Source organism: Calothrix sp. NIES-2100 (genome assembly GCF_963875285.1).
Taxonomy (GTDB): domain Bacteria; phylum Cyanobacteriota; class Cyanobacteriia; order Cyanobacteriales; family Nostocaceae; genus Aulosira.
This window is the reverse complement of the sequence record NZ_CAWNLA010000001.1, coordinates 9,783,111-9,798,130: the sequence shown is the minus strand read 5'-3', so window position 1 is coordinate 9,798,130 and position 15,020 is coordinate 9,783,111. Positions and strand designations below refer to the sequence as shown.

Below are 15,020 nucleotides of genomic sequence, written 5' to 3'. Positions count from 1 at the left end.
AGCGCGAAAATTTAAGCTTGGGTAATATCATCAATATTCTGGATCAATAAACAATAGACTTTCAATCAACTTGGGCAATAATTATGCACCAAAAAATCAAAAAAAACCTCAAAGGCTCTGCAATTCAGAAGAAACAATCTCAAATTACGCCACCTGCTATTAATGAACAAGTACAAACAAACTCTACATCGTCACTCAGGCTAACAACTTCTAGTATTCCAGAAAAAGCCCAGAGAGATGCTATTAGAAGAAAAACCTTTGGCAGAAACACACCACAAATTCAGACCAAGCTGACAATTGGAGAACCAGGAGATAAGTATGAGCAAGAAGCAGATCGGGTTGCTGCACAAGTAGTCAGCCAGATAAATTCCCCAGCTTCAGTACAGACAGCAAAAAATAATCAGTTGCAAATGAAACCAATGGTGCAACGTGCATCCAATCACGGAATGACTGCATCACATGATTTAGAAACATCAATACAACAGGCACGAGGGAGTGGACAACCACTAGCTGATAGTATCAAATCACCGATGGAAGAAGCGTTTGGCGCAGATTTTAGTGGAGTAAAAATTCACACAAATACTCAAGCTGACCAGTTGAATCAATCGATACAGGCAAAAGCGTTTACTACAGGAGAGGATGTGTTCTTTCGCCAGGGAGAATATAACCCAGCAAGTCGCACCGGACAACAGTTAATTGCCCATGAGTTGACTCATGTAGTACAGCAGAATGGAGGATCTGTACAGCGATCGCCTTTTGTGCAAAGAGTAGAGAGACAAACAACCATATATACAAAACAAGGTGATAACTGGCAAAAGAATATGCAAATAATAGACTCAAACAGTGCTTCTGATTATGTGCATGTCTCCCGCAGTACAAACACTGATCCGGAAAGCATTAATAAGAGTTTAGTACCTAAAGATCTTGTATATTCAGGAGGCCGAAGGGAAAGGGTAGAAATCGGTACTGACAGTAAACCAAACTTTGACCGTACCAAATATACAGCAGCAAACAATGTACACATTACACTTGAAGGCAGGTATATGCAGGTAATGTACGCATTGGCGACACAAATGTTAGATGATCGGGACAGCATTAAAAACGGCCCTCCAGTTCTTGAGTTTGGGAATCTGAACTTTGGAGCCTTGAAATTTTCCGATCCAAGTCAGCAGAACCTGGACTTTAGAACCTGGAAAAGCCAAGGACAGCAACAGGTTTCCAATTATTCAATTCAGCAATGGATCGAAATAGCGGCGGAGGATACGGAAGACTTTATTTTGACTAATACTGTTGACGAATGGGATCGAGAACGAATACCAGAGCTAATAAAAGTTGTTAGAGAAGTAAGAGATTCAACCCTGAATTTTACTAACCACCTGATTGCTTCAACGCCAGAGCTGAAATTTCTGGAACAGAATAACAGGCTAGTTCATTATAATGGAACTTCGTGGGCGAGAACTCTTGCCGAGAAATATAAGAAATAGAAAGAGATATCTAAATAAGCAGGTAAAGTTTAGCACCGAATTTTAATCGTTATACCGGATATACTGTGCTTTACCCTCAATCATTTTTGAGCAAGCTTTTCAATAATAAATACCAATTTTAAAAATGCTATGGGCACAATAATTTTGTGCCCATACTCATATATTTTTCGTCTTATTTTTGCAAACAAGTATGAGTAGAAGGATAAAAATCAGTTTAGTGTACAGCGACATTCCCGGAAGCTTTCACCTTCTTTAAAAAGATTACAGCCAGTCCACTTAGGAGCAATGCACAAGCCAGGAAATAAAAGCAATCATTAAATGCCAGAACATAGGCTTCCCGGCGAACAATATTATCAATAGCCGCCAAAGCTTGCTCTTTTGCTGTTGCTAAATCAGCGCCGAGATTGACAAAATATTGAGTCATTTGGCTTAAGCGCTGTTGTGTTTCTAAACTGTAGAGTGAAATGTTTTCTCCTAAACGTTCAGAGTGAAATTGTTCTCGATTAGTTAAAAGTGTGGCTAATGTCGCAGTACCAATAGAGCCACCAAGGTTACGCATCATGTTATATAAACTAGAGGCAGAACCCGCCTGTTCTTTGGGTATGCCACCAGTGGCAGTAGTGGAAAGGGGTATCATAATCAAAGGTTGTCCCATTGCTCGGACAAATTGCGAGACACGCAACTGAGCCATACCTGTGTCATGGGTCATGTGGGAATTCATGAAACAACTGATCGCAAATATACTAACTCCTGCTGCAATCATTAATCGCGTATCTACTATTTGCATTAATTTCGGTACACAAGGAATCAGAAATAATTGCGGTAAGCCAGCCCACATCATAACTTCGCCAATTTGCATAGCATCGTATCCCTGAATTTCGCTGAGGTAGAGGGGCAAAATGTACAGAGAACCAAACATCCCCAATCCTAAGCAAACATTGATGATACTAGCGAAAGTAAAATTACGCCTAACAAATAAACGCAGGTTAATAAAAGGCTGCTTGCGGGTGAGTTCAATTAATAAAAAGAGAATGATAAACAAGCAAGCGATCGCAGTGAAGCAAACAATCAAGCTAGAATCAAACCAATCTTTGCGACTACCTTCTTCTAAAACTATTTGCAACGAGCCAAACCCAATCGCCATTGCACCAATTCCCCACCAATCTCCGTGTTTCAGCAAGTTCAGCCGCATCGGTTGGGGAGCGATCGCATAAGCGACGGCTGCTAGGACAATGATTCCAGGTACTATATTTAAATAAAAGATGTATTGCCAACTAAAGTTATCTGTTAACCAACCGCCAAGGGTAGGGCCGATAGATGGTGCAAAAGTTGCGGTGACAGAATACAACGCCATCCCCATTGGTAGCATTGAAGGTGGTAAAGAAGTGAGCAAAACAGTAAACGCCATCGGAATTAAAATACCCCCAGTGAATCCCTGTCCGGCGCGAAATACAATCATTGAAGGTAAATCCCAAGCGTGGGCGCAACCAATAGAAAACCCAATGAATAAAACGACATTCACCATCAGATAACGGCGGGTAGAAAATATCTCTGGTAGCCAACTGGTGAGAGGAATGACAATCATCTCTGCAACCAAATAAGAGCTAGAAATCCAGGAACCTTCATCTAAAGAAGCACCCAAAGCTGCTTGAATATCTTTGAGAGAAGCATTTGTAATTTGAATATCCAGCACAGCCATAAATGCGCCTATAATTGTACCGAATACTCCTATCCAAGTTTTCAGAGGAATAGATGTAGAATTTGGTTGTTGTTTTTTAGATAAGGCAATTGCTTTCGCCATAAAGTTCTTCCTGAAAATTATTTCTTGTTTCTCATCTTCCCTATATGTAGAGTTTGGTGGGGTGAAGATGGATAACTTAAAAAGAACTTACAGCTTTTTTAGTCCATTAAATTATATAGGTAAGGGCGTACATATGTACGCCCTTACAATGATCTGTGCCTCACGAAAATACCTCTTTTTATTCCTAAGGTTTCCAAGCCGGCTCAGAAGTAAATAAATCTTCACTTCCTGATAATCGCATCAATTTTGAACCATCTCGATTAACAACATATAGAATACTCTGGTTATCAGGTTTCTGGTTGGTTTTCTGTTCTTTTACAAAAGCAATTTTTTGACTATCAAGAGACCAAGATAAGTCGTCAATTCTAGATGCTGGTAGTGTAGAAGCTATTTGCATAGATTTTGAGTTACTAATATCCATAACGTAAAGATTTTTATGAGAAAAATCTCCATCCGCAAAGGCAATTTGTTTTCCATCTGGTGACCATATTAAGTTACTATATTCCCCTGATTTATGGGTCAGCTTTCTTACCCTCCCATTATTAATATCAAGTAAATATATATCTAACTGACTACCAGGAGGATTCTTATCGCTTGTCGTATGATAGTAAGCAAGCTGATTGCCGTTAGGCGACCATGAAAAAATGCCATCATACGGCTCTTTGTGTGGTTCATTTGTCAGATTTTTTAGAGTTTTATTCTGTAGATCCAGTAGATAGATTTGTTGATGCGGATATTTACCAGCAGAAAAAGCAATTGGTTTACCATTAGGTGACCAAGTAAGTTGAGCAGGATACTCATCTGGTGCATTACTGAGCTTGATTAATCCAGAGCCATCAGTATTCATTTTGTAGATATTTTTATCTTTAAAAAACACCACCTCTTTTCCATTTGGTGATAAGTATAAAAGTGATAAAATATCTGACTTGGCTGGCATTGCTCTTGAGAGCCATCTTTTAATTAGCTTAGTTCCTTTGATGCCAGTTGTATCACTAACATACAGAGATGTACTGCCTGGGGCATCAGAAGTCTGACCATCGCAACTTCTCGTAATCGCAAGTTTATGGCTACTTGATACCCAAGTCATACCAAAATTAGCAGCTTTGCAATCAGAGTCAGACAATACTTGAGTGAGTTTAGAACCATCTGCATTAACTACATAAATATCAGTATCATTGCTTACAAAAGCAAGTTTTTGACCATTTGTTGACCAAACTACTGTTGGAGATACACTCAACTTTTGAGAAAGCTGACGACGAGATAAACCATTAGCTTGGATAGTATATAAATTGAAATGATCGCTGCTACGTTTAAGGGCGAGGAATGCTAGTGTATGAGTTTTTTGTGCAGTAAATGCCGGAGTGTCTTTTTGAGTAAATACAAAGCTAAGAATCGCAGTCGAGAATAAACCTATTAATGCAAGTTTTGAAAATCTAATCCAAAGCATATTCATAAAGTTTATATTCTAGTAGTAGGACAAAATTAGTTTGGCATTTTTCTCTAATAATGGCAAAAATTTTATTTAATATTTGCCATTATTAGCCTTTCCATAACCTTCAGTCACTAATCCAGAAAGGCGTACAATTGTAGATTGTACAGATATACGCCTCTGCTGGGAGCTTAACATCAGTTAGTTATGGTGTTAAGCAATAGGAGTTGCTGTTTTATTGAATTGAGTAGTTTTTGTTGAGTTATTCTTGACTATTGTGTATAGCTGCTCGCGAACTGTCAAACTAGCAAGACCATCAAATGGATTCGTATAATTTCTTTGAAATTGCTGAACTGTGTTGATAGTTAGCTGTCCATAAAAAGGCTGGTCTTGGCTAATGCTTGTTCCTAGTAATTGGTTTAATTCTTGATGAATACTGTTCATTTCCTCTTGCATTTTGTTATTTGTTTCTGAACCTACAATGCCATCAACTGTTAGGTCATAATCAACTTGAAATTTCTTAATTGCCTTTTGAGTTGCTTGATCGGTCAAGTCAGACTCATCTTGAGAAATCGGAAAGTTAGGATCGTTGCTATTGATACGACTTCTATAACCTAAACCATTCAAAATACTGCGGATTTCAGAATTTTTGTAGTTCATGATGTTTGGAAAACCTCAAACTCATTCGGTTGACATTTTAATTTTCCCTTTTAGCAAGAGGTTTATGGGTGAAGTTAGATAAGTTAAGAGATAAGATAAAAAGTCAATAAACAAATTAAACAATGTAAATTTCACTATATACAGATATATAGTTAATCTACAATAGACTACTCCAATTTCAGTGTAGGCATACCTATATTTGCTTACATTATTGCTGTATTGTCATATCAATATAATTACTAAAAAAGAGAACACTAATACAAAAGTGTTCTCCTTTAATAGATTTTTTAATAAATATGAGAAATTAACCCCTTAGTAAACGTAAACAGCCCCATTACGATTAATAGCAATTGAGCCATCACCAGGTGTATCGCTAGCAATCTGCCGAACTTTTACAATAGTTGTGTTGCCTGCTTTAGTAACATCATACTTCAAAGAAGCCTCTTGCCGAGAAGGATAAATCAAAACATCTGTGGGAGCGGAAATATAACTGATGTTCGTCATATTCCCTGGAAGTAAGGTTTTAGCTGTATCAGTTGTCAAGCTATATTGCAAAGGTATATTAGTCTGGTTAATTACCTCTACTTCTAATGGTTTGTGGGGGTTGATTCGTGCTACAGGTTGCCAAAAGCCAGGGTGAAAAGTTCTGGCTACTTTAAGTTCAGCAGCGCGAACTGGTAGAGAAATAGCTAGGCTAGCAGCAGTCATGCTTCCTAGCAAGATAGCAAGGAATTTGTATTGCATATATCTCCGGTAAGGATATTTTTGGTAATTGAATAGTTGTGAGTCTGTTACTGAAGCGATCGCCTTTTATAGGCACTGCATATATACTGTTAGGATCGCAAGGCTTCTATCCCTACTGAATCGCTACAGTCAAGGTGTAGTTGATTGGGTAGGGTTTGGGGTTATCTACCTGAATATGATAATCTTCTGTCTTTAGCAAACGTCCATGCCAATATTGAGCGCCAGACATATTACCGTTTTCGAGTACTGTACCATCAACTCCATAAAGCGTGAGCCAAGAAGTATTTGCTCCTGGTGAATTGACATTCACTGACATTAACTGTCCTGCTCTGGCATTTGCAAAATAGGAGCGGGAAGAGTGAGCCGGAAGACTACCGCTAATCACCTCGGAAGTAGTACCGGGAGCAAATTTAATCCGTTGTCCATTAATTTGTGGAGTATTAGGTGCGATCGCAATTCTTAAGTTATAGTCAACGTTAGCTGGTTTTAGTGCCTCTATGTAATAATCCTGCGTTTTTGGTAAGCGTCCACGCCAATGTGTGAGGTTTTCTGGTGCAACAATTAAGCGTGTGCCATCAGCACCAGACATTGTTAGAAATACAGGAGATTTGGATGAATCTGCTTCGATATTCATCAATTGATTGGCATTGGCTCTAATTACATAACGAACTGGATAATAGTTTTTGTTGTGATATACCACAGTTGAAGTTGCACCGGGTGCAAACTCGATACGTTCTGTTTGATATCCTGCTGGTACAGTACGAGCAGTCGCGGCGCGGTTTGGTACTAACATTGTACCAAGCATTCCTAAACCAATCATGCCACAGCCAATCAAACTTTTAATTGTACCTTTCATAATATTCTCCTTGGTTTTGAAAGTTCGCGATTCAATAGAAATACTTGTTTAAACAAGTATTTGATAGTGCAAACGGCTGTAAAATTCTACTTAATCCAGATAAAAGCAAGTGCATTGTTTGTTAATTCATTAGTTGTTTGCTCTTCGCATTCGGCAAGATAACAGAGAGCGCGAAATCGCAATCCCATCAACTGCTCATATAAAGGATTGAGCTTACATAAAGGCGGAATCTGAGCAATTACATGATTGAAAAATTTAATTTCTCTAGCAAAAGGGCAACTAGCTGGAATGAGTCTGCATAATAATTCTGCTTGCTTGGAATTAGAAATTTCGATATTATCCAGCCTTGTTTTGATTGGTTGTAGTAAATCAAATGTATGTAGTGTCATAGTCAGTTTCCTTCAATGATTGAATTTGTTTTTCTTCGTTAATTAAATCTTCTCTCGGTATACTGCTTGAGTGGGTGAAGATGAATAAGTTAGCAAGAAGTTAAAGAGAACTTTATTGCAAATCTACTCTTACAGTTATTTGATGCATTTAAAATTTTCATGCTCTTGCTCCATTTGCCTAATTAGTAAAAAATAATTCAAGCCAATTACAGATGATGCTTTTTAGAAGCGATAGCCAACACCAAATTGCAAACTAACAGCATCGGCATCACTATTTTCATAACTATTAAAACCATATTTAGCATCACCAAAGGCAACCACATTCTTACTCAGTGCAGTTTCTAAACCACTATCTAATATGAATGAATTACGATTACCTATAGGAGTATCAGCTCCTTGTTTACCAATGAAAGAGTAACCAGCGCCTGCATATAAATTAGTATTTTTTGCAATTGGGATATCGTAAGTAATTGTTGGTATAGTTGCAGTTGTTTTATCGTCAAAGAGAAATGAGCCACGAACCGAAAGAGGTGTATGAGGAATAGCAACACGTCCTTGAATATCACCACCCAATTGAGCATCATCTCCACCATGTCCACCATTAGTAACACCTGGTGCAATACCAATACCAATATAGCTACCTGTCATACCTTGTGAAGCTGAAGCTGCAGCCGCAGATTTTGCAAATGAGAGCGTCATTGCGCCAGCAATACCAAGGGAAAACATACCAGTTAGTAAAGCTAATTTTGGATATTGAATTAAATTTTTCATTTTCTTTACTCCTCATTTTTGAGTATTGGGATAACCGGAAAAGTTAATTTTGTATAATTACAGTTTCTAGTTTTCTCTCAAGTATGCGGGTGAAGAAAGATAAGTTAGTAATTAAGTTAAAAACAAGTTAATTTCGCAAAGCTTAATACACCATACTGCAATTTATTGAGGTATAGATAATTGTAAGGACACACACCTGTGTACTTTATTTACCTGAAAAAATGTGTAAATAGGAGCGTACTTTTGTATGCTCATAAAAAAAATATTGCTGATAACAAGTATTGCTATAATCACCAAATAGGCAGAATTTCAACTATAATTTCATCTCACCAAATACCTGATACATACGTAAGGGCATACATCTGTATGCCCTTACCGAACTTAGCATCTAGGCAACATTTTCAGCAGGTGGAGGTAGAATTTCAATGCCATACTTGGGTGCTGTAGCCAGGATTCTTTCCAAGTCTGTAGGGCTTAAAGATGGTGCAGAAATTACAGAATTTGCAGCTTTACCAACATCTGCAATAAACTTCTCAAATCCCGCTGGAGTCACCCAAACTAGCATCTTTGCAGGTAAATAACTTTTATTAGTAAATTGATGTAGTTGTCCTTTAGGAGATTGGAGAAACATACCAGGTGTGGCTATAATGATTTGCCCATCCAGATTAAACTCTAATTCTCCTTCTTGGATGTAGAACGATTCATTCTCCCGCAAATGGCGATGTAGTGGTGTACCACCTCCTTCTGGCGCTACTACAACTTCGCAGAGTGCGTAAGCTTGTCCTGTTTCTGCACCCACTGCTTTAAAGGTATAAAGATCCTGAGCAAACCAATAAGAAGTACCTTCACCAGGCAATTGCATCAAACCTGTTTGTTGAATAGTCATTATAATTCTCCCGAGCAATTTTTGTTTTGTGGGTATTTAACATCTGTCACAGTTACTTTTTTACCTAATAACAATTAGAGGAAAAATGTGCCAGAAGTCGTGCTTATAGTTTTACAAGTTATCTGTTTGCTATATTTCAAAAATTGACGAATGGTGTGCGCTGTTGATGAGATGGCAAGATTGTCAAATTTAAACGATAGGGATTGGGAACTCCTGTGTCATTTGTGACCCTAATGAAGTAATCTTCAGAAGCTGGTAACTGACCAGTCCAATTTTGACCGTTATTAGTAAGACGAGTTCCATCCACGCCCAACACTGATAGAGAGAGCAATTGCCCAGTTATGGATCTAACGGAAATTAATGCTTTTTGTCCAGCATTGGCTTTAAACACATAACTATTTAAAGCGTCTGGTTGCAGATAGCCCCTCAAAGACTGGCCATCAGCACCGGGAGGAAACTGAATACGCTGTGCTGGCAATGCGATTGCTGCCGCAGGTCTTGTTGGTAAAGTTAGTAAAGTTGTGCCTACTACGCCTGTAGCTAATAGACTTGTTAGTAATACATTCTTCAGAATACCTTTCATGTTTTTTCACCTTTTAGATTGTTGAAAAATTCAATGCTGATGTCGAGAATTATTCAATTTATAAATCTTTGCGACATATTGATGATTTGTCGGGGCGAACAGCTGTTCGCCCTCATCAAGATATTTATTTGTCGCTCACAACAGGATTAAATAATCCTGAGAAATTAGTTAGGAATTAGGCACTAACGCCGCCCAAGTATTTGCACCAACTACGCCATCGGGAGAAAGCCCTAACGCTTGTTGGAAGTTTTTCACAGCAGTAGTTGTTTCATCGAGAAAATTGCCAGTTATAGGTAAGGTTGTGCCATCCGGTAAAGTACCGTAGCCTTCTAAGATGAGAAGCTGCTGTAAAATAGCAACTGTCAAACTAGAGTAAATAGGTTGCTGAAGCTGTAGCAAATCGTCAGAGAGATTTGCGATCGCAGTTTTAGTTGCCTTAGTCATGAGTGTTTTTCTCTGTTTTATGAATGTTTGGTTATGAGTAGCTGAGTGACTCAGCACCACTAATATTGAGTTTCCTACTTGCAAACTTATTTGAGGGTGAAGAAAGATAAGTTAGCAGATAAGATTGCTTCAATCAGTAAACCAAAAAGTTTTTCCCCAAAGAGCGATCGCTAATCACTCTTACGTAGAACAAAGTAGTGTATACTACTAAATACATAATTAATGCTTATACTGCTCTTTTGGGGTTCAAAAAATGAAATGATGAAAGTAGTGTGTAGCATATTGGCTCTTAAAATTGACTGTTTCATCAGAAGAACTGGTTTTAACAGACTCAGAAACCCTTGAAGAGGTTATTGAGTGTTTAGTAGAAAATTTTTCCATTGAAACTCAGGGGGGATGTGACCAACAAACTTTATTTGAGATTCTTATAAAAGCAGCCAGCAGTGGAGATAGTATTGAGAATACAGCCAAATTATTAAAAAATGTTCCTACAGCTAATGATATTAGATATCATCTTAATAAAATCAACAATTTTGAGGAGTTAGAGACACGAATTAATCAAGCATTGAAAAGTCGAATTCCTTTAGGTTTAAAAAAAGGATGTTTAAAAATAGCGATTGATTTAAATTTAATTTGTTATTATGGTAAGCCAACATTCTTGGAATTACCATACATATATAAAAGTGAAGCTAAATCTGGTACTCATTCATTTTTGACGGCTGCAACTTTATATGTGATTAACAAAAACAAGCGTGTAACTCTAGCCGTCAGAGGTGTTCGCCGACTAGATACTAGTGTAGCGATAATTACTTATTTATTGGCGGAACTTGAATCCCTTAAAATAAATGTAAAAAAACTCTATTTAGATAGGGGATTTTTTAATACTCCTGTAATAAGATGGTTGCAAGCATTAGATATTCCATTTATGATGCCTGCTATCAAGACAGGAAAAAAGGGAGGAATTAAACAGTTTTTGAAGGGAAGAAAAAGCTATAAAACTACCCATACTATTACAAGAGACAAAGATGACTCAGTCACCTTTGACTTATGGATTGTTTGTAAATATAGAAAAGGAAAGCGTAAAAAATATGGGGTGCAATACCTTGCTTATGTTACTTATAAAATCCAAACTAATTTAGATTATATATATCAGGATTATCGAAAAAGATTTGGCATCGAAAGTAGTTATCGGCTGCAAAATCTTTGTCGAATTAGAACAAATAATAAAAATCCCGCATTAAGATTACTATTCGTTGGTATATCTTTTCTTTTAGTTAATATTTGGGTTAACCTCCTCTGGCTTAGAATAAGTCGGAAAAGGCTCATGTTGCCGATTAATTTACCGGACACTTTTCGTACTTAAACAGATGTTAGCCTTTTTATCTCAAGCCCTACAGCGTAAATATCAAGTAGTAGAAAGCATTTATATTCCACGACTGTTAGCACCAACAAATTATCAATCAGCTAATCATAAGTAATCATTATCCATACTATGTCTGCTGGTTAAAGGAGCGAGTATTAAAAAGTATCGTAGGCTACAAAATATTTAGCGATCGCTCTTTGGGGAAAAACTTTTTGGTTTACTGTTATTAGCCCCCATAGGAGAATACATTGTCATCTACATCTCTTCTTCTCTATGTCGATTCGCAGTACGTCAGCCCCTATGCGTTTTCGGCTTTCGTATCTCTGCATGAAAAAGCATTGCCATTCGATATCCAGACTGTTGATTTGGCTGCTAATGCCCAAAACGAGCCAGATTTTGCAGCCAAGTCTTTAACGCGCCGCGTACCAACTTTGATTCATGACGGATTCGCCTTGTCTGAATCCTCTGCGATCGCAGAATACATCGATGAGGTGTTTCCCGGTACTCCGTTATACCCAAAAGAACCACAGAGTCGAGCCAGAGCGCGTCAGGTACAAGCATGGCTCCGCAGCGACCTCACGCCCATCAAACAAGAACGCTCCTTTGAGCTTGTCTTCTACGGTGTCAAAAAGCCACCGCTTTCTCTAGAGGGAAAAAAAGCCGCTGAGAAATTATTCTCTGCTGCTGAGTTCCTGCTTGCTAACAACACCGAAAACCTCTTCGGTCAATGGTCTATTGCTGATGTCGATTTGGCATTAATACTCCATCGCCTGATTCTGAACGGCGACCCAGTACCCGATAAATTGGTTGCTTACGCTAAACATCAATGGCAAAGGCCATCTGTTCAGCTATGGGTTAATCAAAAACGCCCGCCACTGTAAATCAATTTTAGATTTTAGATTTACCCATCAGTCGCCAATATAGATTTTCCCCAAGATATTTAGAGAGAAAAATAATGATTAAGAGTCCAGAGAAACTAACAGAGAACACCTTCAAGTTTACGACCCCTGTAAAAGCTAACTCGCCGGAACTCCAGCAGCTTTTTGACTTTATTGCTCTGGGTGCTTCGGAACGCGATCGCGATCGCATTCTGCCTTTTGATATTATCGAACTACTCAGGCGCTCGCGCTTGGGTGCATTGCGAGTCCCTGTGGCTGAAGGTGGCGGTGGTAGCAGTTTACGCGAACTGTTTGAAGTCATAATTCGCCTGGGAGATGCTGACCCCAACGTTGCTCACATTATCCGCAATCATTTCGTTGTGATTGAGCGAATTTTGCGTTCTGAACGCAGCGAAAGAAATCGTCGCTGGCTGAAGGCGTTTGTTGATGGTGCATTCTTCGGATTTGCTGGTAGCGAACTAGAAGTTAAACGAGCTGGTAGCGGCACAGTATTGAATACAAAACTAACATACCCACAGGAGCCTTTTTCTAGGCGCTGATGTGAGCGATCGCACTGCCAACTTCATTATCGCGATCGCTCACCGGGTTGACTATAGGCGGTAGCATCGGTCTAATTTTAGGTTTATTTGCGGGTTTGTGGCGAATTGGCGAAGAAATTTTCGATGCGCCACTGCAAATGCTGCGGACAATTCCATTTATCGCCCTTGTAGCACTGTTTATCACCTGGTTTGGCATCGATGAGACAGCCAAGATTATTGTGATTACTGTTGCTACTATATTTCCTATTTATCTGAATACCTATGCAGGGGTTCGCGGTGTCGATCCCAAACTCTTAGAAGCTGCCACTGTTTTTGGACTTTCGCGTCAGGAGACAGTGCGTCACGTTATTATGCCGATGGCGTTACCTTCTATTCTGATTGGTTTGCGCTTCTCTGCGGGTACATCATTACTAGCGCTAGTGGTAGCCGAACAAATCAATGCGCGATCGGGTATTGGCTATATCCTCAACAATGCCAACGCTAACCAACGCTCTGACATCATTATTGCCGGCATGATCGTCTATGCAGTGCTGGGAATTACCAATGATGTAGTGATGCGTCTGATTGAGCATCTAGCTCTACCTTGGAGGCCGAACATTGTCAGTAGACCGAAAACTTCTGCGATCGCACACAGAAAGATACCCATAAACCTGCTCATTGTCAAAAAACCGTATTCTTAGATATGAGGCTTTAGATTAATCATGAATATTCAAACCTCCATATCCCTGATTGCATTGCTATTGGCGATTGGGGGAAATATCACTTGGCTGTTTTTCACCTACGGCAACTCTGAAAAGAGAAAATTAGCAGCAGAGCGAGATTTTAACCACTTGCGGAACAATCAGCAAAACATCTCTGATGGCATAGCGCATGGGTTTGACGAAATCGAGGACAAGCTTGACGCTCTAGCCCGTGACCTGCTGGAAATCAAAGTCTGGTTTATGCGCAATTTCAAAGAACGCGATTAGTTCACTGGGGATTCCCTATAATAAATAATTAGCTAGCCGTCATCCCGTTTTTGAAGGCATGTATGTCAGAACAAACAAAGCCAATCGCCGTCAATGCAGCTGAAGCACCAGCACGGACTAAGCCCAGCAACTATCCTGAACCATTTGCTTCGCAGATGCTGGGGAGGGAGAAGCGTCCACTTGGCGACTTGTTTGGCTTAACGAATTTTGGTGTCAATCTCACACGCTTGGCTCCTAATGCAGTTTCGTCTCTCCGTCACGCCCATAGCAAACAAGACGAGTTCATCTATATTTTGCATGGGTATCCAACGCTACAGACAGACGAAGGTCGCACCGTGCTTTCACCAGGAATGTGCGCGGGCTTCAAAGCTGGTACTGGTAATGCTCACCATTTGAGCAACGAAACCGCTGACGATGTAGTATACCTGGAAGTGGGTGACAGAACTGCGGGTGATGAAGGACAATATCCCGATGACGATATCCAGGCTTTGCTTGTGGAAGGGAAGTGGAAGTTCACCCACAAAGACGGAACGCCATACTGATAGCTGTATTTGAAAGCGCTAATCAGGGTTACAGCAATTGTTAGGTATATAGACCACGCTCTACGGGCACAGCACTGCTGTGCCCCTACAATAGATATGGTTTAAATATGTGAAAACTGCTGTAAGAGGTTGTTTTAAAAGTTCTCTGGTTGGTAGCACAACGTTTAGATCCCCCTAAATCCCCCTTAAAAATGGGAGGCAGTGCGTTGGGCGGGTTTCCCGACTTGAAGCAACTGCCGTGGACTTTCAGAGGTTTTTGCCCCCCTTTCCAAGGCAGGGCTGTTTCATTCCCTCAAAGGCTCATAATGTCAAGGGTTATGTTTCGCAATCACGCGAGTTTTCTAGGCGAAAATTTGATTTTACTGGGTTGAAATGTAGGTTTTCTCTCACTTCTATACCAAAAAAACATCGCCAATGATATTGACAAATCACGCCTCATTATCGAATGAAACAGCCCTGCCCTTTCCAAGGGGGGTTGGGGGGATCAACAAGTGCGAAGATACAGCCAACCACTTTTCAAACATCCTCTAATAAATTTGTAGTGGGAGCATCTTGCTCCCATTGGTCAAGTCTACAAAAAAGCATCTTGCTCCCATTGATCAAGTATACAAAAAATCAATTTACACATTTGAAATGCTCCTGTAAAAAGAGCGATCGCGCAA

16 protein-coding genes and 1 pseudogene are annotated in these 15,020 nt (G+C 39.5%); 7 read left to right on the top strand and 10 right to left on the bottom strand.

Features of this window, described 5'->3' with window-relative positions:
* The first annotated feature begins 83 nt into the window (after positions 1-83).
* The gene (locus AACU32_RS39910) at positions 84-1,484 is read left to right on the top strand and encodes an eCIS core domain-containing protein (RefSeq protein ID WP_096607713.1); all 1,401 of its coding nucleotides are present in this window, start codon (positions 84-86) and stop codon (positions 1,482-1,484) included.
* Positions 1,485-1,698: 214 nt separating this feature from the next.
* Here AACU32_RS39910 and AACU32_RS39905 read toward each other — a convergent pair whose 3' ends face one another.
* The 10 genes from AACU32_RS39905 to AACU32_RS39860 form a co-directional block, all read right to left on the bottom strand.
* Positions 1,699-3,285 (bottom strand): DHA2 family efflux MFS transporter permease subunit, encoded by a 1,587-nt coding sequence (locus tag AACU32_RS39905; protein WP_096607712.1) that lies wholly within the window; start codon positions 3,283-3,285, stop codon positions 1,699-1,701.
* Between the two features lie 184 nt (positions 3,286-3,469).
* Positions 3,470-4,738: a DPP IV N-terminal domain-containing protein gene (locus tag AACU32_RS39900; protein ID WP_096607711.1), complete on the bottom strand. Its 1,269-nt coding sequence runs from the start codon at positions 4,736-4,738 to the stop codon at positions 3,470-3,472.
* A 189-nt stretch (positions 4,739-4,927) separates the two neighbouring features.
* Positions 4,928-5,374 (bottom strand): peptidoglycan-binding domain-containing protein, encoded by a 447-nt coding sequence (locus AACU32_RS39895; protein WP_096607710.1) that lies wholly within the window; start codon positions 5,372-5,374, stop codon positions 4,928-4,930.
* Positions 5,375-5,686: 312 nt separating this feature from the next.
* Positions 5,687-6,118: a hypothetical protein gene (locus tag AACU32_RS39890; RefSeq protein ID WP_096607709.1), complete on the bottom strand. Its 432-nt coding sequence runs from the start codon at positions 6,116-6,118 to the stop codon at positions 5,687-5,689.
* A gap of 112 nt (positions 6,119-6,230) precedes the next feature.
* Positions 6,231-6,974 (bottom strand): hypothetical protein, encoded by a 744-nt coding sequence (locus AACU32_RS39885; protein WP_096607708.1) that lies wholly within the window; start codon positions 6,972-6,974, stop codon positions 6,231-6,233.
* Between the two features lie 86 nt (positions 6,975-7,060).
* Positions 7,061-7,363 carry a Mo-dependent nitrogenase C-terminal domain-containing protein gene (locus AACU32_RS39880; protein WP_096607707.1) on the bottom strand — a complete coding sequence of 101 codons (303 nt, stop codon included), beginning with the start codon at positions 7,361-7,363 and terminating at the stop codon, positions 7,061-7,063.
* A gap of 222 nt (positions 7,364-7,585) precedes the next feature.
* Positions 7,586-8,134 carry an outer membrane beta-barrel protein gene (locus AACU32_RS39875; RefSeq protein WP_096607706.1) on the bottom strand — a complete coding sequence of 183 codons (549 nt, stop codon included), beginning with the start codon at positions 8,132-8,134 and terminating at the stop codon, positions 7,586-7,588.
* Between the two features lie 388 nt (positions 8,135-8,522).
* Positions 8,523-9,020 (bottom strand): cupin domain-containing protein, encoded by a 498-nt coding sequence (locus AACU32_RS39870; protein WP_096607705.1) that lies wholly within the window; start codon positions 9,018-9,020, stop codon positions 8,523-8,525.
* A 136-nt stretch (positions 9,021-9,156) separates the two neighbouring features.
* The gene (locus AACU32_RS39865; protein WP_096607704.1) at positions 9,157-9,603 is read right to left on the bottom strand and encodes a hypothetical protein; all 447 of its coding nucleotides are present in this window, start codon (positions 9,601-9,603) and stop codon (positions 9,157-9,159) included.
* A 168-nt stretch (positions 9,604-9,771) separates the two neighbouring features.
* A complete protein-coding gene (locus tag AACU32_RS39860; protein WP_096607703.1) occupies positions 9,772-10,047 on the bottom strand; it encodes a peptidoglycan-binding domain-containing protein in 276 nt (91 codons plus the stop codon).
* A gap of 295 nt (positions 10,048-10,342) precedes the next feature.
* On the opposite strand from AACU32_RS39860, the pseudogene AACU32_RS39855 reads away from it, so the two are divergent.
* From AACU32_RS39855 to AACU32_RS39830, 6 genes and pseudogenes are all read left to right on the top strand, one after another.
* Positions 10,343-11,525: pseudogene (locus AACU32_RS39855) on the top strand (ISH3 family transposase).
* 133 nt (positions 11,526-11,658) lie between these two features.
* On the top strand, positions 11,659-12,291 hold the full coding sequence (gene yfcF, locus AACU32_RS39850; RefSeq protein WP_096607702.1) for a glutathione transferase: 633 nt from the start codon (positions 11,659-11,661) through the stop codon (positions 12,289-12,291).
* 74 nt (positions 12,292-12,365) lie between these two features.
* The gene (locus tag AACU32_RS39845) at positions 12,366-12,848 is read left to right on the top strand and encodes a hypothetical protein (protein WP_339378646.1); all 483 of its coding nucleotides are present in this window, start codon (positions 12,366-12,368) and stop codon (positions 12,846-12,848) included.
* Between the two features lie 47 nt (positions 12,849-12,895).
* Positions 12,896-13,528, top strand: coding sequence for an ABC transporter permease subunit (locus tag AACU32_RS39840; RefSeq protein ID WP_339378645.1), 633 nt, complete (start codon positions 12,896-12,898; stop codon positions 13,526-13,528).
* Positions 13,529-13,549: 21 nt separating this feature from the next.
* The gene (locus AACU32_RS39835; RefSeq protein WP_096607700.1) at positions 13,550-13,816 is read left to right on the top strand and encodes a hypothetical protein; all 267 of its coding nucleotides are present in this window, start codon (positions 13,550-13,552) and stop codon (positions 13,814-13,816) included.
* A 62-nt stretch (positions 13,817-13,878) separates the two neighbouring features.
* Positions 13,879-14,358, top strand: a complete 480-nt coding sequence (locus AACU32_RS39830; RefSeq protein WP_096607699.1) for a cupin domain-containing protein — start codon at positions 13,879-13,881, stop codon at positions 14,356-14,358.
* The last annotated feature ends 662 nt before the right edge of the window (positions 14,359-15,020 follow it).

Excerpts from the sequence above, each read along its gene's own strand:
- AACU32_RS39910 (WP_096607713.1), top strand. The coding sequence starts at position 84 with ATGCACCAAAAAATCAAAAAAAACCTCAAAGGCTCTGCAATTCAGAAG.
- AACU32_RS39905 (WP_096607712.1), bottom strand. The coding sequence starts at position 3,285 with ATGGCGAAAGCAATTGCCTTATCTAAAAAACAACAACCAAATTCTACA.
- AACU32_RS39900 (WP_096607711.1), bottom strand. The coding sequence starts at position 4,738 with ATGAATATGCTTTGGATTAGATTTTCAAAACTTGCATTAATAGGTTTA.
- AACU32_RS39895 (WP_096607710.1), bottom strand. The coding sequence starts at position 5,374 with ATGAACTACAAAAATTCTGAAATCCGCAGTATTTTGAATGGTTTAGGT.
- AACU32_RS39890 (WP_096607709.1), bottom strand. The coding sequence starts at position 6,118 with ATGCAATACAAATTCCTTGCTATCTTGCTAGGAAGCATGACTGCTGCT.
- AACU32_RS39885 (WP_096607708.1), bottom strand. The coding sequence starts at position 6,974 with ATGAAAGGTACAATTAAAAGTTTGATTGGCTGTGGCATGATTGGTTTA.
- AACU32_RS39880 (WP_096607707.1), bottom strand. The coding sequence starts at position 7,363 with ATGACACTACATACATTTGATTTACTACAACCAATCAAAACAAGGCTG.
- AACU32_RS39875 (WP_096607706.1), bottom strand. The coding sequence starts at position 8,134 with ATGAAAAATTTAATTCAATATCCAAAATTAGCTTTACTAACTGGTATG.
- AACU32_RS39870 (WP_096607705.1), bottom strand. The coding sequence starts at position 9,020 with ATGACTATTCAACAAACAGGTTTGATGCAATTGCCTGGTGAAGGTACT.
- AACU32_RS39865 (WP_096607704.1), bottom strand. The coding sequence starts at position 9,603 with ATGAAAGGTATTCTGAAGAATGTATTACTAACAAGTCTATTAGCTACA.
- AACU32_RS39860 (WP_096607703.1), bottom strand. The coding sequence starts at position 10,047 with ATGACTAAGGCAACTAAAACTGCGATCGCAAATCTCTCTGACGATTTG.
- AACU32_RS39845 (WP_339378646.1), top strand. The coding sequence starts at position 12,366 with ATGATTAAGAGTCCAGAGAAACTAACAGAGAACACCTTCAAGTTTACG.
- AACU32_RS39835 (WP_096607700.1), top strand. The coding sequence starts at position 13,550 with ATGAATATTCAAACCTCCATATCCCTGATTGCATTGCTATTGGCGATT.
- AACU32_RS39830 (WP_096607699.1), top strand. The coding sequence starts at position 13,879 with ATGTCAGAACAAACAAAGCCAATCGCCGTCAATGCAGCTGAAGCACCA.